The 20,441-nt window shown below is 64.4% G+C and carries 16 protein-coding genes and 1 pseudogene; 10 read left to right on the forward strand and 7 right to left on the reverse strand.

The window, feature by feature from the left end:
- Window positions 1-77: 77 nt before the first annotated feature.
- Window positions 78-3,569 (forward strand): proline dehydrogenase family protein, encoded by a 3,492-nt coding sequence (locus tag ACFVTG_RS15370; protein ID WP_390281701.1) that lies wholly within the window; start codon window positions 78-80, stop codon window positions 3,567-3,569.
- A gap of 60 nt (window positions 3,570-3,629) precedes the next feature.
- Here ACFVTG_RS15370 and ACFVTG_RS15375 read toward each other — a convergent pair whose 3' ends face one another.
- Entirely contained in the window at window positions 3,630-4,541 is a 912-nt protein-coding gene (locus ACFVTG_RS15375; RefSeq protein WP_284754569.1) for an oxygenase MpaB family protein, read from the reverse strand.
- Between the two features lie 126 nt (window positions 4,542-4,667).
- Complete coding sequence (locus ACFVTG_RS15380; protein ID WP_284754568.1) at window positions 4,668-6,134, reverse strand: MFS transporter; 1,467 nt, start codon at window positions 6,132-6,134, stop codon at window positions 4,668-4,670.
- A gap of 97 nt (window positions 6,135-6,231) precedes the next feature.
- Between ACFVTG_RS15380 and ACFVTG_RS15385 the strand changes: the two genes are divergently transcribed.
- Together ACFVTG_RS15385 and ACFVTG_RS15390 are read left to right on the forward strand one after the other, a co-directional pair.
- Complete coding sequence (locus ACFVTG_RS15385; protein WP_234752616.1) at window positions 6,232-6,612, forward strand: MarR family winged helix-turn-helix transcriptional regulator; 381 nt, start codon at window positions 6,232-6,234, stop codon at window positions 6,610-6,612.
- 521 nt (window positions 6,613-7,133) lie between these two features.
- Window positions 7,134-7,472: pseudogene (locus tag ACFVTG_RS15390) on the forward strand (M23 family metallopeptidase); the annotation flags it as partial.
- A 74-nt stretch (window positions 7,473-7,546) separates the two neighbouring features.
- Here ACFVTG_RS15390 and ACFVTG_RS15395 read toward each other — a convergent pair.
- Window positions 7,547-8,158 (reverse strand): hypothetical protein, encoded by a 612-nt coding sequence (locus tag ACFVTG_RS15395; RefSeq protein WP_390281826.1) that lies wholly within the window; start codon window positions 8,156-8,158, stop codon window positions 7,547-7,549.
- Window positions 8,159-8,289: 131 nt separating this feature from the next.
- Here ACFVTG_RS15395 and ACFVTG_RS15400 point away from each other — a divergent pair, with 131 nt between their 5' ends.
- Window positions 8,290-8,775 carry a glutathione peroxidase gene (locus ACFVTG_RS15400; RefSeq protein WP_234752614.1) on the forward strand — a complete coding sequence of 162 codons (486 nt, stop codon included), beginning with the start codon at window positions 8,290-8,292 and terminating at the stop codon, window positions 8,773-8,775.
- On the opposite strand, the gene ACFVTG_RS15405 is transcribed toward ACFVTG_RS15400, so the two are convergent.
- The 4 genes from ACFVTG_RS15405 to ACFVTG_RS15420 form a co-directional block, all read right to left on the reverse strand.
- A complete protein-coding gene (locus ACFVTG_RS15405) occupies window positions 8,772-10,451 on the reverse strand; it encodes an amidohydrolase (protein WP_390281704.1) in 1,680 nt (559 codons plus the stop codon). The two genes, ACFVTG_RS15400 and ACFVTG_RS15405, sit on opposite strands and share 4 nt — an antisense overlap.
- A gap of 49 nt (window positions 10,452-10,500) precedes the next feature.
- Window positions 10,501-11,139, reverse strand: a complete 639-nt coding sequence (locus ACFVTG_RS15410; RefSeq protein ID WP_284754561.1) for a hypothetical protein — start codon at window positions 11,137-11,139, stop codon at window positions 10,501-10,503.
- Between the two features lie 22 nt (window positions 11,140-11,161).
- Window positions 11,162-12,634 carry an APC family permease gene (locus tag ACFVTG_RS15415; RefSeq protein ID WP_390281707.1) on the reverse strand — a complete coding sequence of 491 codons (1,473 nt, stop codon included), beginning with the start codon at window positions 12,632-12,634 and terminating at the stop codon, window positions 11,162-11,164.
- A 339-nt stretch (window positions 12,635-12,973) separates the two neighbouring features.
- Entirely contained in the window at window positions 12,974-13,996 is a 1,023-nt protein-coding gene (locus tag ACFVTG_RS15420; protein ID WP_390281709.1) for a LacI family DNA-binding transcriptional regulator, read from the reverse strand.
- Between the two features lie 153 nt (window positions 13,997-14,149).
- On the opposite strand from ACFVTG_RS15420, the gene ACFVTG_RS15425 reads away from it, so the two are divergent.
- Genes ACFVTG_RS15425 through ACFVTG_RS15450 form a run of 6 tightly spaced genes read left to right on the forward strand, consistent with a single transcriptional unit; the run spans window position 14,150 to window position 20,437 of the window.
- The gene (locus ACFVTG_RS15425) at window positions 14,150-15,787 is read left to right on the forward strand and encodes an ABC transporter substrate-binding protein (RefSeq protein WP_390281711.1); all 1,638 of its coding nucleotides are present in this window, start codon (window positions 14,150-14,152) and stop codon (window positions 15,785-15,787) included.
- A gap of 9 nt (window positions 15,788-15,796) precedes the next feature.
- A complete protein-coding gene (locus tag ACFVTG_RS15430; RefSeq protein ID WP_390281713.1) occupies window positions 15,797-16,702 on the forward strand; it encodes an ABC transporter permease in 906 nt (301 codons plus the stop codon).
- A 5-nt stretch (window positions 16,703-16,707) separates the two neighbouring features.
- On the forward strand, window positions 16,708-17,598 hold the full coding sequence (locus ACFVTG_RS15435) for an ABC transporter permease (protein WP_390281715.1): 891 nt from the start codon (window positions 16,708-16,710) through the stop codon (window positions 17,596-17,598).
- A complete protein-coding gene (locus ACFVTG_RS15440; protein ID WP_390281717.1) occupies window positions 17,595-18,521 on the forward strand; it encodes an ABC transporter ATP-binding protein in 927 nt (308 codons plus the stop codon). The genes ACFVTG_RS15435 and ACFVTG_RS15440 overlap by 4 nt, the downstream gene beginning before the upstream one ends.
- Entirely contained in the window at window positions 18,521-19,348 is an 828-nt protein-coding gene (locus tag ACFVTG_RS15445; protein WP_390281719.1) for an ABC transporter ATP-binding protein, read from the forward strand. The genes ACFVTG_RS15440 and ACFVTG_RS15445 overlap by 1 nt, the downstream gene beginning before the upstream one ends.
- Before the next feature lie 6 nt (window positions 19,349-19,354).
- On the forward strand, window positions 19,355-20,437 hold the full coding sequence (locus tag ACFVTG_RS15450; RefSeq protein WP_390281721.1) for a C45 family autoproteolytic acyltransferase/hydolase: 1,083 nt from the start codon (window positions 19,355-19,357) through the stop codon (window positions 20,435-20,437).
- The last annotated feature ends 4 nt before the right edge of the window (window positions 20,438-20,441 follow it).

Raw genomic sequence — 20,441 nt, forward strand, 5'->3', positions numbered from 1 at the left:
AGATCGCTTTTCCTAATCTGATTGTAGATCCATACTGATGGAAACAAAGGACTCTCCGCACCAAAGGAACGAAGCGCATGAGCACACCAACCCGGGATTCGAGCATCGACGCCAGGACACAATCAACCCCGGAATCCGGACACCTCCAGGAGTTGGCCCACGAAGCCATCCAACTGGTTCGACACTGGCTCACCGAAGCCTCGAAGGTGCCCGTTGACCTTTCCGCACAGCGCCTCGCCGGCGTACTCAAGGACCCGAACGGCCTGGACTTCACCGTGGGATTCGTCGACGGCGTCATCCGCCCCGAGGACCTGTCCGTCGCCGGCCGCAACCTGGCCAAGCTGGCCCCCAAGGTCCCGGCCTTCCTGCCCTGGTACATGCGCGCTGCTGTGCGCACCGGCGGCGTGATGGCTCCGGTCCTGCCGCAGGTGGTCATCCCGATCGCCCGCAAAGTCCTCCGTGACATGGTGGGCCACCTGATCGTGGACGCCACGGATGCCAAGCTCGGCCCGGCCATCGCCAAGATCAAGCAGAACGGCGTCCACCTGAACGTGAACCTGCTGGGCGAGGCCGTCCTGGGCGAACGCGAAGCCAGCCGCAGGCTCGAGGGGACCCTCAAGCTCCTGGCCCGTGACGACGTCGACTACGTCTCCATCAAGGAGTCCTCCACGGTGGCCCCGCACTCGCTGTGGGCCTTCGACGAAGCCGTGGCCCACGTGGTGGAGAAGCTCACCCCGCTCTACGAGCTGGCCGTATCTTTCCCCAAGCCCAAGTTCATCAACCTGGACATGGAGGAATACAAGGACCTCAGCCTGACCATGGCCGTGTTCACCCGGATCCTGGACAAGCCCGAATTCAAGAACCTCGAGGCCGGCATCGTGCTGCAGGCCTATCTCCCGGACGCGCTCTCGGCCATGCAGGAACTGCAGGAATGGGCTGCGGCCCGCCGGGCAAACGGCGGCGCTCCCATCAAGGTGCGCGTCGTCAAGGGCGCCAACCTGCCTATGGAACAGGTCCAGGCGTCCATCCAGGGCTGGCCGCTCGCTACGTGGGGCACCAAGCAGGATTCGGACACCAACTACAAGCGCGTCCTGAACTACGCGCTCACCCCCGAACACATCGATGCGGTCCGGATCGGCGTCGCCGGCCACAACCTCTTCGACGTGGCCTTCGCGTGGCTGCTGGCCAAGGAGCGCGGCGTTACGGCGGGCATTGAGTTCGAGATGCTGCTCGGCATGGCGACGGGCCAGGCCACGGCCGTCCGCAAGGACGTCGGCAGCCTCCTGTTGTACACACCGGTAGTGCACCCAGGCGAGTTCGACGTCGCCATCGCTTACCTGATCCGCCGCCTCGAAGAAGGCGCCAGCCAGGACAACTTCATGTCCGCGGTGTTCGAGCTTGGGGGGAACTCCCCAGAAAGCAGAACCCTGTTCGAACGCGAGAAGCAGCGTTTCCTCGCCTCCCTCGCTGAGCTGGACGACACTATTCCGGCCCCCAACCGGACCCAGGACCGCAATAAGCCCGCGGTCTCGGCGGGCAAAGAGGGCTTTGCCAACACTCCGGACACCGATCCTGCCTTGCCCGCCAACCGTGCCTGGGGCCGCGCCATCCTGGACCGTATTCCCGGCTCCACCGCCGGAAACGCGATTGTTGAAGCCAGCAAGGTCAGCGATTCCCAGGAACTGGACCGCATTATTGCCACCGCCGTGGATCACGGCAAAGCCTGGGGAGTCATGCCGGCTGCCGAGCGCGCAGCCATCCTGCACCGCGCAGGCGACATCCTGGAATCCCGCCGCGCCGAGCTCCTCGAGGTCATGGCCTCCGAGACCGGCAAGACGATCGAACAGGGCGACCCCGAAGTCAGCGAAGCAATCGACTTCGCGCACTACTACGCCGAGCGGGCCAAGGACCTGGAAACGGTCGACGGCGCCACGTTCGTCCCAGCGAAGCTCACCGTCGTGACCCCGCCGTGGAACTTCCCTGTGGCGATTCCCGCCGGCTCCACGCTGGCGGCACTCGCGGCGGGATCCGCCGTCGTGATCAAACCCGCAAAGCAGGCGCGCCGCTCCGGTTCCGTCATGGTGGACGCGCTGTGGGAGGCCGGTGTGCCGCGCGAAGTGCTGGCGCTCGTGCAACTCGAAGAACGCGAGCTCGGCACCCAGCTGGTCTCGCACCCCAGCGTTGACCGCGTGATCCTCACCGGCGGCTACGAGACCGCTGAGCTCTTCCGCTCCTTCCGGCAGGACCTCCCGCTGCTCGCGGAGACCTCGGGCAAGAACGCCATCATCGTCACCCCGCACGCGGACCTCGATCTCGCCGCCAAGGACGTCGTGTACTCGGCATTCGGGCACGCGGGACAGAAGTGCTCCGCCGCTTCGCTGGTGATCCTGGTGGGTTCCGTTGCCACGTCCGAGCGCTTCCACAACCAGCTGATTGACGCCGCCCGCTCGCTCAAGGTGGGCTACCCGGAGCAGGCCACAACCCAGATGGGTCCGATCATCGAGCCGGCTAACGGAAAGCTCCTCAACGCGCTGACAACCCTCGGCGACGGCGAGACCTGGGCCGTGAAGCCCGAGAAGCTCGACGACACCGGCCGCTTGTGGTCCCCGGGCATCCGCTTCGGCGTCAAGCGTGGCTCCTACTTCCACCTGACCGAGTTCTTCGGCCCGGTCCTCGGCGTCATGACGGCGTCCACCTTGGAAGAAGCTATCGCCATCCAGAACGAGATCGAATACGGCCTCACCGCCGGGCTGCACTCGCTCGATTCCGATGAAATGGGCGTCTGGTTGGACACGATCCAGGCCGGCAACCTCTACGTGAACCGCGGCATCACGGGTGCAATCGTCCAGCGGCAGCCGTTCGGCGGTTGGAAGAAGTCCGCCGTGGGCGCGGGCACCAAGGCCGGCGGACCCAACTACCTGGTGGGACTGGGCAGCTGGCTCCCCGCGGAGCCGGCCGCCAAGCGCGGTGCCACGCTCAAGGGTGCAGCCGCTTCGATCCTGGCCGCAGCCAAGGCCGCAGGCTCGCTTGTCGAAGCCAGCGACGCGGAGGCCCTGCAGAAGGCGCTCTTCAGCGACGCCGCGGCGTGGGTCACGGAATTCGGCACCCGCAAGGACGTCTCCGGCCTGAGCGCCGAGCGCAACGTCTTCCGGTACCGGGCCATCCCCGTGACCATCCGCCTGTCCGAGGGCGGGAAGCTCGTGGACTTGCTTCGCGTCGTAGCAGCCGGTGCAGTGGCGGGTTCGGCACTCACGGTATCCTCCGCCGTCGAGCTTCCCGAATCTGTCATCGCAGCGTTCGCGGGGCTCGGCGTGAGCACCCGCATCCAGAACGACGCCGAATGGCTGGCTTCCGCGGCAGGCATCAACGGTGGCCGCATCCGCCTGATCGGCGGGGACAGCAGCGCCCTGAGCGCCGCCACCGGCGGCCGCCCCGACGTCGCGATCTACCACGGCACGGTGACCCCGGCCGGACGCATCGAGATGCTGCCGTTCCTGCACGAACAGGCCATCAGCATCACGGCACACCGCTTCGGCACTCCGAACCACCTGTCGGACGCGCTGATCTAGCGATTCGTCAAAGAAGCCCGGAGGGACGGCCACAAGCCGTTCAGCCGGGCTTCTTTGCGTTTACGCCTCGTACCCCAAGCGCCGCAACCGTTTCCGGGCGGCCTGCTCGCTGGGGCCGCTGCGGCCCAACGTCAGGCGCACGACGGCGAGGACCACCCGCGCGGCGAGAATCGACGGCAGCGGGATGGGGCCAAAACGGGCTTTTTCCAGCCCCAACAGTTCCCGATACCGGGGCTCCAGGCTAGCCACGGCCGCGGCGAACAAAATCCGGTAACCGGGTTGCAGCGACGCCTTCAACGGGGGATACCTGATGAAATCGATGGTTTCCCTGAGCCGCTCGTCAGCGCGGAGATGTCCGGACGCGTACCAGCGGTCCATTTCCGCCGTCACTTCCGCAAGGCTCAGGGGAGGGTCCTCGACTCCCATCAGGCGGCCCGCCTGCGCCCACTCGCGGATATAGGCGTCGGCGCCGCCGGGGACCGACCCACCCCAGATCCTGTGCGCCGCCACGAAGGAATCCGCGTACGCGACGTGGACCCAGCGGAGAAGCTCGGGATCGTTGGCTGAGTACTCGCGGGTCTGTCCTTGGGCGTCAACGTAGCTGCCCTTGACGGAGTCATGCACCCGCCGCACGAAGTGGGTTGCCGTGTGCGCGGCATCCATGGAGCCGTAGCTCACGGTGAAGATCCAACGGATGGTGTTTGCCAGCCGCCCGAGGGGATCCCTTTTGAAACCTGAATGGTCGTACACGCCCGCCAAAGCGCCGGGGTGCAGGGACTGCATGAGCAGCACCCGGATTCCCGCGACGATCGTGGACATGGAACCGTGGACAGCCCAGACGGCCGATCCGGGAAGGTGGTATCCGGGGTCGTTTCCCTCCTCAAGTTGCAGCACCCAGTCGGGAGTGGACTGCGGGTGACCCGTAAAAGTCATCCGCAGTTCTGCTTGCCACTTCTTTAGGAAGTTGACCATGGTCCATTGTTGCGCAGCATTCTGTTGGCGCAAGGTGCCGTCTTGTTTACGCAGACGTGCTGGGTGAACGCCGAGGTGCCGGCCCGCTGTGGAAACAGCGGGCCGGCACCTCTCGCGCGAATCCTCTTAGGCTGCGGGTTGCTCAACAAGTGCCCGACGGCGGCGCGCCGGGGACGCTGCCACCAGCAGGGCCGCGATCGCTACGGCAGCGCTCAGGACCAGGCCGGGCCGGTACTGATCGAGCATGGCTGCCGCGCTGACGGTGCTGTTTGTGCCTGCGCCGGTGTCATGCCCACTGACGAGGGCCGTCGTCACGGCAAGGACCAAAGCTGCGCCAACCTGCGTGCTGGTCTGGATGAGTCCGGCGGCCAGACCCTGCTCCGAATCCCGGATGCCGGCGGTGGCTTGGACGTTGATGGACGGGAAAGCCAAGGCGAAACCGATGCCCAGCAGGATGACCGAGGGAAGGATGTCCAGCACGTAGTTGGGTGAGGTTCCAACGCGGAGGAACAAGACGTAGCCCAGTCCCATGGCGGTCAGGCCGGTGAGGATGAGCCTCGGAGCGCCGAATTTCTCGATGAACCTGTCCGCGAAGGGCGCGCTCGTTGCCACCAGGAGCCCGGTAGGAAGCAAGGCAAGCGCCATGCCCAGGGGAGACCAGCCGAGCACCGACTGCAGGTACATGGTGAGGATGAACTGGAAGCTCAGGTAGGAGCCGAACAATCCAATGGCGCTCAGGTTGGCGCGGGCCACCCAGCCCTCACGAAGGATGCCGAAGCGGATGAGCGGGTGCTTGACGCGGTTTTCGATGACAGCAAAGGTTGCCAGCACGGCGGCAGAGATGGCGAATCCGGCGATTGTTGCCACAGATCCCCAGCCCTTCTCCGGAGCTGAAACCAAGGTGTACACGAGGCCAAGCATGCCGAGCGCGAGGGTGACCGCGCCCCAGACATCATGGCCGCTCCCTTCCGTGGATGGCTTGTCACGGGGGATGAACAGCATGCCAAGAAGTACGACGGCGACGGCGATCGGTACCGATACCAGGAAGGTCCAGCGCCAACTCAAGCTGGTCATGAGCCCGCCAACCACCAGCCCGAGCGAAAAGCCGCTCGCGCCGAAAGTGGTGAAGATGGACAGAGCCTTGTTGCGCTCGCGGCCTTCAGCGAAGTTGGTGGTGATGATGGAGAACCCGGTAGGGGCAGTGAACGCGGCGGCCAGGCCTTTGACGAATCGCGTGGCGATCAAGAGGGTTGGATCGTTCACGAGGCCGCCGAGGAGTGATGCCGCGGCGAACACGGTCAAGGCGATCAGGAAGATCCGACGCCGGCCCAGCAGGTCGGCAAGCCGCCCGCCTAGGAGCAACAGGCTCCCGTAGCCCAGGACATAGGCGGAAACGATCCACTGCAGGGAATCGGTTCCGAGGTGGAGTTCGTGGCCGATGGAGGGAAGGGCTACGCCCACCATGGAGACGTCCAGGCCGTCGAGGGCCAGAACTGTGCACACCACCATTAGCAGCAGCCACTGGGCCCGGGTCCAGCGGACGGCTGTATGGAGCTGCTCGGCAGATCTAGTGAGGGTGCTTGGTGAAGTCATGCACATCAATCTATATGACGCGTCATTCAATGACAAGGAATATGACTAGGAATCTTATGACGTGGACTTTATTTAGGGTTTCGACTAGAATCGGGCCATGGCAACAACGCAGGATCGCCAGCTGGTTGAGCAATGGCGCAGCATCCAGAACTCGTACTTCCGCACCGCGGCCGCGATCGACCGCGCCCTCGAAGCCAAGTTCGACATCGGCCTGAACGAATTCGAAATCCTCGATCTCGTTGCCGAAAGCGTTGACTCAGCCTGCCGAATGAAGGCACTCGGGGAGCGGACTCCCATGACCCAGAGCGCCGTCTCCAAGGTTGTTGACCGCTTGGAGAAAGCCGGACTGGTCTCCCGCGTAACCTGCACGGATGACCGGCGCTCGCTGTACCTCGAACTGACCGACGCCGGCCGCGCGCTGCATTCGGATGCCGCCGTCGAGCACCGGGCTTTGCTGAAGGAGAACCTCGGCGAGTAGCCCGCCATGGTCCGGCGAGTGTTTCGCGGACCGGCCAAGTATGAAGTCGAGTGTTCCCATTCGATTTCATAGCGGCCACAATGGGACAAGCGCGCCCGTACTGGGGATGAGCGCCTGTCTCAGGAGCCGCTGTGGGAAAGCATCATGAGTCTGGCCAGGTTGTCGATCTGGTGCTCACAAGGAAATTTGGCCGGGTCCTTTCGGCATGCTTCCTTGCTGTCGTGGTGATCCTCGCTTTTGGTTTCCAGGGCCCGGGTTTAGGCGGACGGGCAAGTGACGGATCCTTGGCCACAGGGCAAGTCGAACCCGGCATGCTGCCCACGGACGGTGCCACCTCCAGCGCGCAGGAGACAGTGCCTCAAAGCCCCTCATCGGCCCCGGTCCAAGCAGGTGGCAAAGCCACGGTGTCTTTTGAACGCTCCCCGGTCCAAACCCTCGACAAGAACGGCGTAGGCACCCTCAATGTCGCGTCGAGTTCCCTCGACCGGCCCCCTGCAGGGAAACTCTACGCGCCGCTCGAAATGCTGTTTCCGAGCTCTCCCTTCGGGTTGAGGATAGATCCCTTCACCGGATTGCCGGGGGAGTTCCACTGGGGACAGGACTTCGCCGCGGCTTGCGGCACGCTCGTCTACGCAGCCGACTCCGGCGTGGTACGGGCCGTGGGGTGGCACCCATGGGGTGGCGGCAATCGCGTGGAAATCGATCACGGCAACGGCCTCGTTACGACGTACAACCACCTGCAGGGCATCGCCGTCGTCAAGGGGCAATCGGTCCGGGTGGGCGAGGTCATTGCCAGGGTGGGAACCACGGGTTCCTCAACGGGTTGCCACTTGCACTTCGAGACGATCCTCAACGGCGTCTACACCAACCCCATGAACTGGACGTTCCTGCCAACCAAGCAGGTGGATCCCCTCGGCGATATCCCGATGGTGAGCTACCAGCCAGGTTCCGCCACTGCGACCTCGCCGGGGTCTGTCTGGTCGATCCCCGGGGCCGTGCCGACTGACCCGGGAGCCGTGCCCTCTGGACAGGCGGTGACCGGCGGGGTGCAGGAGACAAAGGTTGTGCCGCCGAGCCCGACTGGGACGCCGACCGGCACCCCGACGGCGAAGCCCAGCCCGACTGGCACCCCGACTAAGACGCCGACCGGTTCGCCGACGGCGACGCCCAGCCCGACAGGGACGCCGACGCCGAGCCCGACTGGCACCCCGACCGCGACGCCGACGCCCTCGACAACCGCTACTCCCACGCCAAGTAAGACAACGGGCGGCACCCCGAGCCCATCGCCGTCGCCGGCTCCCACCGGGACGCAAGCGCCTGTGGTGACGCAGGCGCCGACGGCGACAGTCCCGCCCACGGCGATAGTTCCGCCTGTGGTGACGCAGGCGCCCACCTTGACCACACCGCCCACGGTGGCCCCGACGTCGAGCCTCCCCGCTCCGGCGCCGACCGTGACGAACACCCAGTCAACTCCGCCTCCGCCCACGCCGTCGGCGCCTACCGAGCCCGCGACGCCAGCGCCCAGCAGCCCCACGCCGTCGGTCACTGCAACTACCAAAACGGCGTCCCCTAAGCCGTAGAAGTCATCGCTTTACTGGCGCGCACCCAACCGTCCTGCCGCGCGTAGACTCGAATGCGGCAGTTTGCCAAGGTTCCACGTCGTAAGGAAGCGATTCAATGTCCCCGCTCTACAGCATCCCCCTGACGTTCAACGACGGCTCCCAGGCCGACTTCGGGCGTTTCGAGGGCAAAGCCGTACTAGTAGTCAATGTGGCTTCGAAGTGTGGTTTCACGCGCCAGTACTCGGGACTTGAGGAGCTCTACGGCAAATACCGTGACCGTGGATTCGAGATTCTGGGTGTGCCGTGCAACCAGTTCGCTGGCCAGGAACAGGGTTCCGACGCCGAGATCGCGGACTTCTGCCAGCGCAATTTTGGAGTCTCGTTCCCGCTCGCGAGCAAGTCCAAGGTCCGCGGCAAGGAGCAGCACCCCCTGTATGCCGAGCTGACCCGGACCGCCGACGGCTCCAAACCGCAGAAGGTGAAGTGGAACTTCGAAAAGTTCCTCGTGAGCCGCGAAGGCGAGGTGCTCGCCCGCTTCCCGTCCGCCGTCGAGCCCGATTCCGAGAAGCTCATTGAGGCGCTCGAAGAGGCCCTCGCCTAGGCCCTCTGGACGGAATCCAGAGTGACTCCCGCCGTAAGCGCCTGACGGTTATCAACAACGATTTCACCGTCAACAATGGTCAGGATCACCGGCGACTGCGCAAATTCGTCCGGCGCGGTGGTCAGGGGGTTGTGCCGGACCACCGTCAGATCGGCGCGGGCCCCCCTTTCCACGATTCCACCTTCTTCACCGACAGACCTCCAGTATTGGCTCGTGTAGCCTTCGAGCGCGGCACGAGCGGAGAGCGCCTGCTGGGGTTGGACGGGCTCGACGTCGGGCCGGCCGGCCGGGCGGCGCGTCTGGGCTGAGGCGATGATCGCCCGCGGGTCGAATGGAGCGATGGGCCAGTCCGATCCGAGCGCTACGATGGCTCCTGCGTCGCGGAGATCGCGGGTCCGCCACGCGTGGTTGGCCCGTTCGCTGCCAAGCCTGCGGGACCAGTTGTCGGTGTGGTCGGCGCGGCTGTAGAGGGCGCAATGCGTCGGCTGCAGGCTGGTAGCGGCCCCCGCGCTGATGATATCCGCCAAAACCGAGTCCGGGATGGACTCAATGTGCTCGATCCGGTGGACCGGGCCGTTCTTGGGGAGGGCTCCGATGGTCCGCGCGACGAAGGAAACGGCCTGGTCGCCGATGGCGTGGGTGGTGGTGGGGATCCGGTGTTCGTGGAAGAACTTCATGGCTGCGGCGAGGGCTTCAGGATCGTGCCAGAGCGGATGGAGCGATTCTCCGTGGGTGTCGGGCTCAAAGAGCCACGCCGTGCCGTTGTCGATGGTTCCATCCATCATGAGCTTGATGCCGTGAACGTGCCAGCGCCTGCCGTGCCTGCCCTGCATCGCGAGCATGGCCTTCAAGTCCTCCTCGGTGGCGCCGGGCATAACCCAAGGGGAGATCCGCAGCCGGATGGCGAGCTCGCCCCTCCGCTCCAAGGCCTCCAGCACTTCCAAAGTGTCCGGGGCCCCGAAGTCCAGCATCTGGCCTGCTACCAGTCCGGATTCGGCCATGGAACGCAGGAGTTTCCCGAGGTCGTCGACGCGCTGCTCGAAGGAGAGTCGGGGGAGGACGCCGCGGACAAGCTCCTGGGCGGCAATTTCGTAGAGCATGCCGTTGGGCTTGCCGAGCTGGTCAACGCCGACATAGCCGGTGCTCGGCAGTTCTTCCGTTCCGGTGACCCCGGCGAGCTGGAGGGCGGCTTCGGAGACCAGCGAGGCGTGGCCGTCGAACAGGGTGATGAACACGAGTTCGTCGTCGAGGATGCCGTCGAAGAGGGAGTTGTTGAAGCCCCCATCCCCGAAGATGACAGGGTCGAGGCCCCAAGCGAACAGCCAATCGGAGCCGACGGCGTGCGGCGTGGAAGCGGCGTACCGCACAAGGGCGGCGCGGACGTCGTCGAGCTGGGTGATCCCGCCCAGGTCAAGGCCACGGGCGATGTCCGCGCCGTGGATGGGATGGATGTGGGCGTCAACCAGGCCGGGGCAGACCGTTGCGTCGCCGACGTCGAACACCTGTTTGGCTCGTGCGGTCCATTCGGCGGCTTGGTTGGTGTCGGCGTCGGCCCGGCCGATGTGCGCAATCCGGCCATTTGAGATGGCGACGAAACCGGCGGTCTCTGTGAGCGCCTCGCCGTGGAGGATGCTGGACGAGAGGATGACGAGATCGATGGGCTCGGGCGTGGTCAAGATGTAACTCCTTGTTGTGTTCGGGTTTCCGACGTCCGCCCGGTGAGGATCAGTCGTCGTCGATGGCCGCCTTCAATCCGGCCGAAAGGACATCGGCCAGGAACGCGAAGCGGTCTACCGGGTGCTCTGCCACGGCTTTCTTTGCCGCGAACAGATGGGGATACGTGCCTTCCTCCTCTTCGTTGATGCTCCATGCGGATTCCATCGTCATTGCGTCGAGGCTCGCGCCAATCGCTGCGCTGTCGAGGGTTTCCAACGCGGGAATGATGAGGTGCCGTGGCGCCCCCGCAATCTCGAACGCTTCGACAAACTGGTCGTATCGCTCCAAGGCTGCCGGGTGTGACACCGGCTGCGTGAGCAGGAGGGGAAGGAGTGCCGGTACTAGGCTGTAGGCCTTGCGGAGGGAGTCGAAGATCTCGCGGATGACGTCGTCGAGGCTGCCGGACGGCAACTCGGGCATCGGAGCTCTGTCTACGAGCGCGCCACGGGCCAGTTCGATGATCTCTTGACGACCCGTGACGTGCTTGTAGAAAGATGACTGCCTGACGCCCAGGCGTTCCGCGAGCCGCGGGATCGAAAGGCTCTCTTCCTCCTCGAACATCTCAAGCGCCGCGCGGCCGATCGCCTTCCGCGAGAGCCTCGGTGTCCGGGGCCGTCCTAGCTGGCTGGTTTTGCTCGGAGTCTGCATTCCTCAAGACTAGGCTCCGGGATCACTCGGCGTGGCCGATCCGCTGGTAGGCGGCCGGGTTGACCTTGCGCAGCACGAGGGCCAGCACGGTTCCGGCCGCAAACAAGAGCGGTGCAAAGATGAGCAGGGTGGTGTTGACGGGGTCCCCGGCCGGGAGGCCGGTGAGCAATTGGGCGTTGTTGGCCATCAGGTAGACCACCACGCACATGATGATGGTGGCGGCCACGGCGGAAGGCACGACGTACCAGCGAAGGCCGTGGTCCTTGAGGCGGGCGAAGAAGGCCACGACGCCGACGCCCGTGAGTGCCTGCAGGAGGAGGACGCCGATCACTCCCGGTGTGTTCGTCCAGATCAGGAATTGAGTGAAGGGGTCCAGCTGGAGTAGGGCCGCGCCGATCACGAGGGCGAGCGCGAGGAGGGTCTGGTCGAAGCCAGCCACCGAGGGTGTGCGGTATCGCGGGCTGATCCGAGCTGAGCGTTTCGGGAAGATGCCCTCGCGGCTCAGGGACAAGGTGTAGCGGTTGATGGTGTTGTGGAAGGAGAGCTGGGCGGCGAAGATGCTGGTGACGATCAGCACGCTCATGAGGTTCACGCACCAGCCGCCCGCGAAGTTGCCCGCTGCGATGTAGGCGGTGTCCCCGGCGTCGAGGTGGCCCGCAGCGAACGCTTGGACGGCGTCCGCTCCGAAGGCCTGGACGATGATCCAGACGGCGAAGGCGTAGAACGCCCCGATGAAGGCGATGGAAATGTAGGTGGCACGCGGGACGCTGCGGTCCGGGTCGCGGGCTTCTTCCCGGTACAGGGCTCCGGATTCAAATCCCATGAAGGCGGAGAAGCCCAGGCCGAGGACGGCGGCGAACTGCGGGGAGAAGATGGCCTGCGGGCTGAAAGATTCAAAGCTGATGCCGTGTGCGCCGCCTTGGGCCAAAACGAACGCAGCGACGAGGGCGACGATCGCGGTTTCGAGGGTGAGCAGGACGGCGAGGACCCTGGCGCCGACGTCGATCCCGCGCCAGCCGAGGTACCAGACGGCCCCGATCGACACGATCGCGTAGAGCCACCAGGGAAGTTCCACTCCGGTGAAGGACTTCACGGCGAGGTTGGCTTGGATCCCCAGTAGTCCGTAGAGGCCGATTTGCAGGCCGTTGTAGCTCATCCAGGCAGTGAGGCCGGAGCCGAGGCCCACCACGCGGCCGAGGGTTTTCGAGATGTAGCCGTAGAAGCCGCTGTAGGACCGGACGTGGCGGGTGAGCGCCATGAAACCGATGGCGAACAGGCCCAGGCCGATGGCCGCGGCGATGTAGATGGAGGGTGCGCCGACGCCGCCCACCGCGAGGGCGAGCGGGGCGATGCCGACGACGATGGTCAGCGGGGCGGCCGCCGACACCAACATGAACACAATGTCGCGAGTGCCGATTGCGTTCTTCTTCAATCCGCCGTCAACGCTGGCGGTCGCGGACGGCACGAGTGCCGCCTCTTCTTTAGTGAAAGCCATTCGCTTATTGTGAGGGGCGGCACATGTTCGCGTCAAGAGGGTCTGTCCTGGGGCGCGCTTCCGAACCCACGCAAACGGCCAACGCTCGCTCACGTTTATCGCCTTTTTGGCAAACGCTCGCTCACGTTTATCGCCTAACCGGGACGACGCCGACGGCGGCCGGCGGCACCCCGGTGCGGCAGCCCGACGTCGGGCCCCAACCCCGGACGCTCGCTCACCTTTGTCGCTATTTCGGCCAACGCTCGCTTTAGTGGGCGAGCGTTAGGCGGGATGGCCTTATAAGTGAGCGAGCGTCGGGGAAAAAGCGCCCACTTAAGTGAGCGGGCGTTGGGTGCTGTACTAGCGGGTGCTGGAGCCTCGAACGATGAACCGTCCGTCGGTCCCTGCTTGGCCGTCGTTCTTTGGGACCCCGCCCAACTGTTCCACCAATGCGGCGACGGCGGCCCTTGCGAGAACTTCGGGTTCGAGGTCGATGGCACTGATGGGTGGAACGCTGTTTCGGGTCTGTTCCGAGTCCGAGCCTGCGACGATCAGGATGTCCTCAGGGGAGATGACGCCGGCTTCCGCAAGCCGCGCCATCAGCCCGGCCGCATGGCGCCCCGTGAGGCAATAGACGGCGTCGGGCCTGTCTGTCATTGAGAGGAGATCTTCGCCGATTGCCCTTCCGCCAAGGGTGCCGCTCGTTTCCTTCTGGGTCACGACGATGGGCTCCTTGCCTCGCGCGGAACACCATTCGCGATAGCTGGCTTCCGTGGTGATGTTCCAGGAGTTGCGGTCGGAGCCGATGGCGATCGCCACCCGCCGTGCCCCGTTTTCCTCGAGGTGATCGAGCACCTGCTTGGTGATCTTGGCGGTGCTGGGCTCGATCCAGGCAACGTAGTCGGGGCGGACGAGGTCCTTGCCGACCGTAAGCAAGGGGATTCCTTCGGCCTGAAGCAGGTCGATGACGGGGTCGTTCTCCACCGGTTCCGTAATGATGAAGCCGTCGGCCGCCAATGAGACGCTGGGCGCATCCGGCAGGGTGGGGTCGCTGAGCAGCATGAGTCCGTAGCCGTGGTCCAGGGCGCTGAGCGAGGCGGCTCCAGCAAAGCGCAGAAAGTAGTCCACGCCTTCCGGGAGGAACGACTCAAGGGTGTCCAGCGGGCGAAGCACGAGCGCAAGGATTCCCAGCCGATTGCTTCGAAGGCCGCTGGCGACGGCGTTGGGCCGGTAGCGCAGTCTTCTCGCCGTTTCGATCACCCTCGCTCGGGTGGCTTCGGCCACGATTCCCTTTCCGCTGAGCGCGTGGGAGACGGTGGTCACTGAGACCCCCGCTTCGCGGGCTACCTCGCGGATGGTGGAGCGTGCGTTTCGCTGCGTCATAGCTGCAAGGTTATGCCTCCTGGAAGTCCTTCCGAAATCGTTTTGTTAATTTTTGCCAAGGTGTTGCCCAAAACGTTTTGGGTGATTAGCGTCACTACAGCAATCAGCAGCCGATTGGGGCGGCCCCCTACCAAACGAAGTACGGGAGATCCATTGAATAAGAAACTCATCTGCGCAGGAGCCGCTGGCCTAATGCTCCTTCTTGCGGGGTGCAATGGTGGCGCCGCCGCCAAGGCCCCGGATGCCCTCAGCCCGAAGGACCTGCTCGTCACCACCCCCGCGGCCACGACGAACCTGGACAAGATCGTCTGGAACAACAACTTCGGTGAGCCGCCGTCGATCGACCCCATCAAGAGCGCCGACTACCCCGCAAGCGGCGTGGTGTCCAACTTGTGCGAGAGCCTTTTCCAGATCCAGCCGGACTTTTCCATGAAGCCGAACCTGGCCAAGAGCGTCAAAAACGTCGACAACAGCACCTACGTCTACGAGCTGCAGGGCGGAGTGACGTTCTGGGACGGCAAGCCAATGACGGCGGACGACGTCGTCTTCAGCCTCAAACGCCACCTTGATCCCAAGGAGATCAGCTACTGGGCATCCGATGTCACGGCCAATATCGCTTCCGTGGACAGAACCGGTCCCAACGAAGTGACCGTCAAGCTCAAAACCCCTGATGCCACCTTCAACAACCAGCTTGCGACGCCGATCGGCGCCGTCGTGGAACAGGCCCAGCGGGAGAAGGCCGGCGTCGATTATGGCAACCCCGGCGCCGGCGTCATGTGCACCGGCCCCTACTCTGTAGGCGAATGGAAGCAAGGAGTCTCGATCACCCTGAACCGGTACGACGGATACTGGAACACGGCCAAGAAGGCCAAGACCAAGCAGATCGAAATCCAGTTCATTACCGACCCCAGCTCGATCGCCAACGCCCTCGCCACCGGTGCCATCGACGGAAGCTACGACGTTCCCTTGAGCGCCATCAGCCAGCTGTCAAAGTCCACCACAGGCCAGCTCTTCTACGGCAAGTCCCTGCAAAACATGGCGATTATCAGCACCGGGACGGGGTCGCTTGGCGACCCGGCAGTTCGCAAGGCACTCACGCTCGCCACGGATCGTGAAGCGATCGCCAAGACGGTATTTGAAGGAACGTCGACGGCGGCCCAATCGCTAGTGCCAAACGGCGGCTGGAACTACAGCGGGACGATCTTCGAAGATGCGCGCAAGAACCTTCCTTCGACGACGCCAAACCTCGATGAAGCCAAGAAAGTCTTGAAGGACGCAAAGGTCGATTTGAGCAAGCCCATCAAAATCGTCTACCCGATTGACCGGACGTTCTACGCCGACATCATCTCCGAGTTCGCCAACGCGGGCGCCAAACTCGGCCTGACGATCGAACCCAGCGGTGTGCCGGGTGCACAGTTCGGCGCGTTCTTCTCCGATCCGAAGGCGCGTGCGGGAGCCGACGCCTTCGTCACCACGAACTACATGAACGTGGCCGATCCCCTTATCCACCTGGGCGCCATCGCCGGCCCGAACGGAATGCAGAACTACTCCGGATTCTCCGATCCCCAGATCACCGATCTGCTGGCAAAGGCCAAAGCCACGTCCGACGACGACGCCCGCGCGAAACTCACGGTGCAGGCCGAAGCCCTGATCATGGACAAGGAACCGTGGCTGCCGGTGGTCGACAGCTCCACGCGGCTCTTTATGAGCAAGCGCGTCACAGGTGTTCCGGCCTCCTTCGTTTACCTCTACTACCCCTGGGCCGCTGACCTGGGCGGCACGGGCAAATAGGCGGCAGACTTGAGATTCCTCGTCCATAGGCTCTTGGCGCTCGGTGGAGTGCTCATCGCCTCAAGCATGATCGTGTTCGGTGGCCTGTACCTCGCCCCCGTCAGCCCGGAGGTATTGGCAGCAATACGCAGCCAATACTCCCTGGACGACCCCCTTCCGGTCCGCTACTGGAATTGGTTGTCCGGACTCTTCACAGGAGACATGGGCCGCTCATTGCTCACCCAGCAAGATGTGGGAACCCTCATCGCCAGCCGGATTCCCACGACTCTCTCGCTCGCGGCCTTCGCGGCGGTCCTGATCATCGTCGCCGGAATCGGGCTCGGCATCCTTGCCGGTACCCGCGGGGGAGTGGCTGAGCGGATCGTGATCTTCGCATCGAACCTAGGCATTGCCGTCCCGACGTTCTTCGCAGCCCTCGTCCTTATGTCGGTCTTCAGCGTGGGGCTGGGCTGGTTTCCGGTCTTCGGCGCCGGCGACGGCGTCGTTGACCGCGTATGGCACCTCACGCTGCCGGCCTTGGCGCTGTCGCTTCCATCCATCGCTGTCGTTGCGAGGATCACGCGGACCGCGATTGTCGAGGAGAGCGAATCGGAGCACGTGCTGATCGCCGTCGCGCGCGGCTTGCCGAAGCGGATCGTCCTCTGGCGCCATACCGTCCGCAACTCCCTTCTGCCGGTGACGACGGTGGTCGGCATGCAGATTGCCGGGCTCATCGCGGGCGCCTTCGTCGTCGAATACGCCTTCACCTTGGACGGGATCGGAGCCTTGCTGGTGAATTCGGTCCAACGCAAGGACTTCGCCGTCGTCCAGGCAATCGCACTCATCATGGTGGTGGCCTTCGGCGTCGTAAACCTCGCGGTCGACCTCCTCTACGCCGTCATCGACCCCCGCGTCCGCCTGAAGAAAGGACAGTGAACGTCATGGCAGCAAGCGAAACCGCGGTCCTGTCGACCGCGCCAGGCATACCAGCCCAAGGACGCCTCGCGTCGGTCCGGCGCCGGCTTGGCTGGATCGGCATGGTCTGCGCCGGGATCGTCGCCGTCGTGGTGCTGGCCGCCCTGGTTGGCCAGTTCTTCGTGCCCTACGACCCTACGGTCGGCTCCGTCACGCAGCGGCACCTTGGTTCGAGCGCTGAGCATTTCCTTGGCACGGACCAGGCCGGGCGCGACATTTTCTCCCGCTTGATCGCGGGCGCCCGGACAAGCCTCGTCGGCCCGCTGATCGTCGTCGTCGCCACGGCGGTTGCCGGATCGATGCTGGCCTTCACGGCAGTGTGGTTCGGCGGGAAAACGGATGCTTTCCTCGGCCGTGTCCTCGATGTGCTCTTCGCCTTCCCCAGCCTGTTGCTGGCTATCCTTGGGGTTGCCATCTTCGGGCCGGGACTCGTGACCGCGTCCATCGCCCTCGCTGTCGCGTACATCCCCTACAGCGCCCGCGTGATCCGCAGTGTGGCCCTTCGCGAACGGAACCTGCCCTATGTGAAGGCCGCCGAACTGCAGGGAATCAACGGCTTCACCATCACCCTCCGCCACATCTTGCCGAATGTGTGGACGCAGATCCTCACGGGGTCCACGATCAACTTCGGATACGCCATCGTGGACCTGGCTGCTCTGTCCTTCCTGGGCCTCGGCATCCAGCCACCAGCGGCCGACTGGGGCCTCATGATCTCCAACGGCCAAGAATCGCTTCAGCAGGGTTTCCCGGGGCAGAGCCTCTACGCGGGCCTGTGCATTGTGGCCACGGTCGCGGCGATGGCTTACATCGGCGAACGGCTGGGCGGCCGCGCAGCAGCAGGAAGGAGCAAGCAATGATTGACATCAGCAACCTGGAGCTGGGCATCATCGACCCCGACTCCGGGGCCAACAAGCCCGTACTTAAGGGAATATCGCTCAGTATCAAGCGCGGCGAGGCGATCGGTTTGGTGGGCGAATCGGGCAGTGGAAAGTCGATGACCCTACGCTGCATCCTTGGGATCGAGCCCCGCAACTCCGTGGTCACCGGGGACATTGCTCTCGACGGCGAGAACCTCAGGACCCTGCCCGGAGAGCGGATGCGTGGGCTTCGCGCCAGCAAGATCGCTTTGATTTCCCAGAATCCACATGCCGCACTCAACCCGGTGTTGCCGATTGAGACCTACCTGCTCGAAGGCATGGCGGATGCGCATGGCCGCAACGCCAAAGCTGCGCGGACCCGCGCCGGCGAGATGCTTGAGCAGGTGGGAATCCGCAGCGTTGACCGCGTGCTGAAGGCGTTTCCCCATCAATTGTCAGGAGGCATGCTCCAACGCGTGGTCATCGCCGGCGCCATCTCCGGCAGGCCGGGGCTGCTGCTGGCGGACGAACCGACGACGGCCCTCGATGTCACCACACAGGCTGAAGTCGCGGCGATCCTCGACGAGAAACGGCGGGACCTCGGAATGTCCATGATCTTCGTGACGCACGATCTCGATCTGGCGGCCGCGGTCACGGACCGCCTCGCAGTCATGCGGTACGGCGAAATCGTGGAGATCGGCACTCCGGAGCAGATCCGAGACAACCCCCGGCACGCGTACACCCAGATGCTGATGAGCATCCGGCCGACGCTGAATGGCGCCACACCGCAAGCGCACGACGACGGCGACAGCACCGGCGTCGGGACCCTTACCGGCGGCGGGACGCACGACGGCGGCAGCACCGGCGTCGGGCATTCTGCTGCGGGACTGCCCGCCGAAACAGAGATCGGGAGCACCCTCTGATGACGAACATCATCGAAATATCAGGCCTCAACAAGACCTTCCGGACCAGCCGCAAGCACGAGCCTGTACGCGCCTTGGACGATGTCTCCGTAGCCGTGCGCGAAGGCAGCTGCATGGCGGTGGTGGGCGAATCCGGTTCGGGCAAGACCACCTTGGCACGGGTTCTTGTCGGACTTGAGACGAAGGATTCGGGCCAGGTGGCCATTGCCGGCACTCCTGTCACGACGTCGCTCCAGCGAAAGGAACAGCGTGCCCGTGCCCGCGCAGTGCAAATGGTCTTCCAGGATCCCAACGGCTCCCTGAACCGGCGCTTGCCGGTGGGCAGCGCCGTTGACGAGGTTCTCCGTGCGCACTTCCCGCTCACCGCATCCCAGCGCAAGGAACGGGTTTCGGAGCTCTTCAAGAGCGTTGGCCTGGCTGATTCCCACGCGCAATCCCTGCCGTCGGCCTTGTCTGGCGGCCAGAAACAGCGCGTGGCGATCGCACGGGCTTTCGCCGCGGAGCCCAAAATCATCGTGTTGGATGAGGCTGTCTCCGCCCTCGACGTCTCGGTGCAGGCGCAAGTCCTCGAACTCCTGCATGAACTGCGGCGCGACAAGGGCTTGAGTTACCTCTTCATCACCCACGACCTTTCAGTGGTGCGCAACATCGCTGACGACGTAATTGTCATGCGGCAAGGACAGGTCCTTGAGCGGGGAACGGTGGACGACGTGCTCGACCGTCCGCAGTCCCCGTACACCCGGCTCCTTTTGGAGTGCGCGCCGAAGCCTGGCTGGAAGCCGCGGCGCGGAGTCATAGAACACCTCAATTCAGAGATCGCGAGTTAGTTATCCATGAACCAGAAAATCGAGACCCGACGTGCCATCATCGCCATCGATGCCTTGAGTCCCTTTGAGCGGGGAGTCCAACGCAGCGAAGCGCTGGGGGAGAGCCTCCTGGGCGGCATTGAGCTGTACCTGAAGCTCTTCCACACAGTCGGCGTCAAGCAGGAAACCGTGCGCTCCAACGCGGAACGGATCATGGATGAGGTGGCGGACTGGTCGCCCGGATTGCTCGACGAGATGAGGGGTGTCGCCTCCGGTGCTGGCGTGGACCTCTGGCAGATCGGCGCCCTCAACGCCCGGACCGAGATCCTGTCGCAGGCGCTCGGGACCAGGCCGGGCGAATGCTCCACGATCGGCAGGGTGGCTGATCATGTTTTCGGCGTGCAGACCTGGGACTGGCACGAAGAGCTCGACCCGCACTGGCATCTTCAAAGCGTGGCCGGAACCAAGCGGAATTTCGTAGGGCTGACCGAGCACGGCATGCTGAGCAAGATCGGAATGAACGACGCCGGGGTGTCGGTTTTCCTGAACATCTTGGGTCATGTGGATGACCGGCCGAGCGGAGTGCCGATCCACCTGCTCTCGGCGGAGATCCTGGCTAATGCGTCCTCGGTTGAAGAAGGTGTGGAGATTGTCCGCTCCGCTCGCGTCACTACCTCAAGCGCACTGACCCTCATGGATGAAACAAGGGCCGTCACTGTGGAAATCAGCCCCGCGTCGGTGGTGGTTGTTTCGCCGGAGAACGGAACCCTCGCACACACTAACCATTTCCTGGACGAAGCCCTGGGCAAAGGCGAAAAGCCCGGTCTCTACGACCCCGACTCGCAGGACCGGCTCGCGTTGGTGCATTCGCGACTAGGCAGGTACCCGGAATCGACCGGCGTCGACGACATCCTGCCCTTCCTCTACTCCGACCCCGAGCAGCCCGGGATTTGCTGCGTTCCCAAGCCGGATGCCACGTTCGGCAACCGCTGGGCCACCTTGGCGACTGTCACCATGGAAAACCGGAAGCGCGAAATGCGCGTCGCGAACGGTACGCCGATCGACGCCCGCGCCGAGGAGTGGTTCGTCATGATGCCGCCAGCCGGCTGAGCGA

Source organism: Arthrobacter sp. NPDC058127, assembly GCF_042884555.1.
Taxonomy (GTDB): Bacteria; Actinomycetota; Actinomycetes; order Actinomycetales; family Micrococcaceae; genus Arthrobacter.

Coding starts and splice junctions, on each gene's coding strand:
- ACFVTG_RS15370 (WP_390281701.1), top strand. CDS start 78: ATGAGCACACCAACCCGGGATTCGAGCATCGACGCCAGGACACAATCA.
- ACFVTG_RS15375 (WP_284754569.1), bottom strand. CDS start 4,541: ATGGTCAACTTCCTAAAGAAGTGGCAAGCAGAACTGCGGATGACTTTT.
- ACFVTG_RS15380 (WP_284754568.1), bottom strand. CDS start 6,134: ATGACTTCACCAAGCACCCTCACTAGATCTGCCGAGCAGCTCCATACA.
- ACFVTG_RS15385 (WP_234752616.1), top strand. CDS start 6,232: ATGGCAACAACGCAGGATCGCCAGCTGGTTGAGCAATGGCGCAGCATC.
- ACFVTG_RS15400 (WP_234752614.1), top strand. CDS start 8,290: ATGTCCCCGCTCTACAGCATCCCCCTGACGTTCAACGACGGCTCCCAG.
- ACFVTG_RS15410 (WP_284754561.1), bottom strand. CDS start 11,139: ATGCAGACTCCGAGCAAAACCAGCCAGCTAGGACGGCCCCGGACACCG.
- ACFVTG_RS15415 (WP_390281707.1), bottom strand. CDS start 12,634: ATGGCTTTCACTAAAGAAGAGGCGGCACTCGTGCCGTCCGCGACCGCC.
- ACFVTG_RS15420 (WP_390281709.1), bottom strand. CDS start 13,996: ATGACGCAGCGAAACGCACGCTCCACCATCCGCGAGGTAGCCCGCGAA.
- ACFVTG_RS15435 (WP_390281715.1), top strand. CDS start 16,708: ATGGCAGCAAGCGAAACCGCGGTCCTGTCGACCGCGCCAGGCATACCA.
- ACFVTG_RS15440 (WP_390281717.1), top strand. CDS start 17,595: ATGATTGACATCAGCAACCTGGAGCTGGGCATCATCGACCCCGACTCC.
- ACFVTG_RS15445 (WP_390281719.1), top strand. CDS start 18,521: ATGACGAACATCATCGAAATATCAGGCCTCAACAAGACCTTCCGGACC.
- ACFVTG_RS15450 (WP_390281721.1), top strand. CDS start 19,355: ATGAACCAGAAAATCGAGACCCGACGTGCCATCATCGCCATCGATGCC.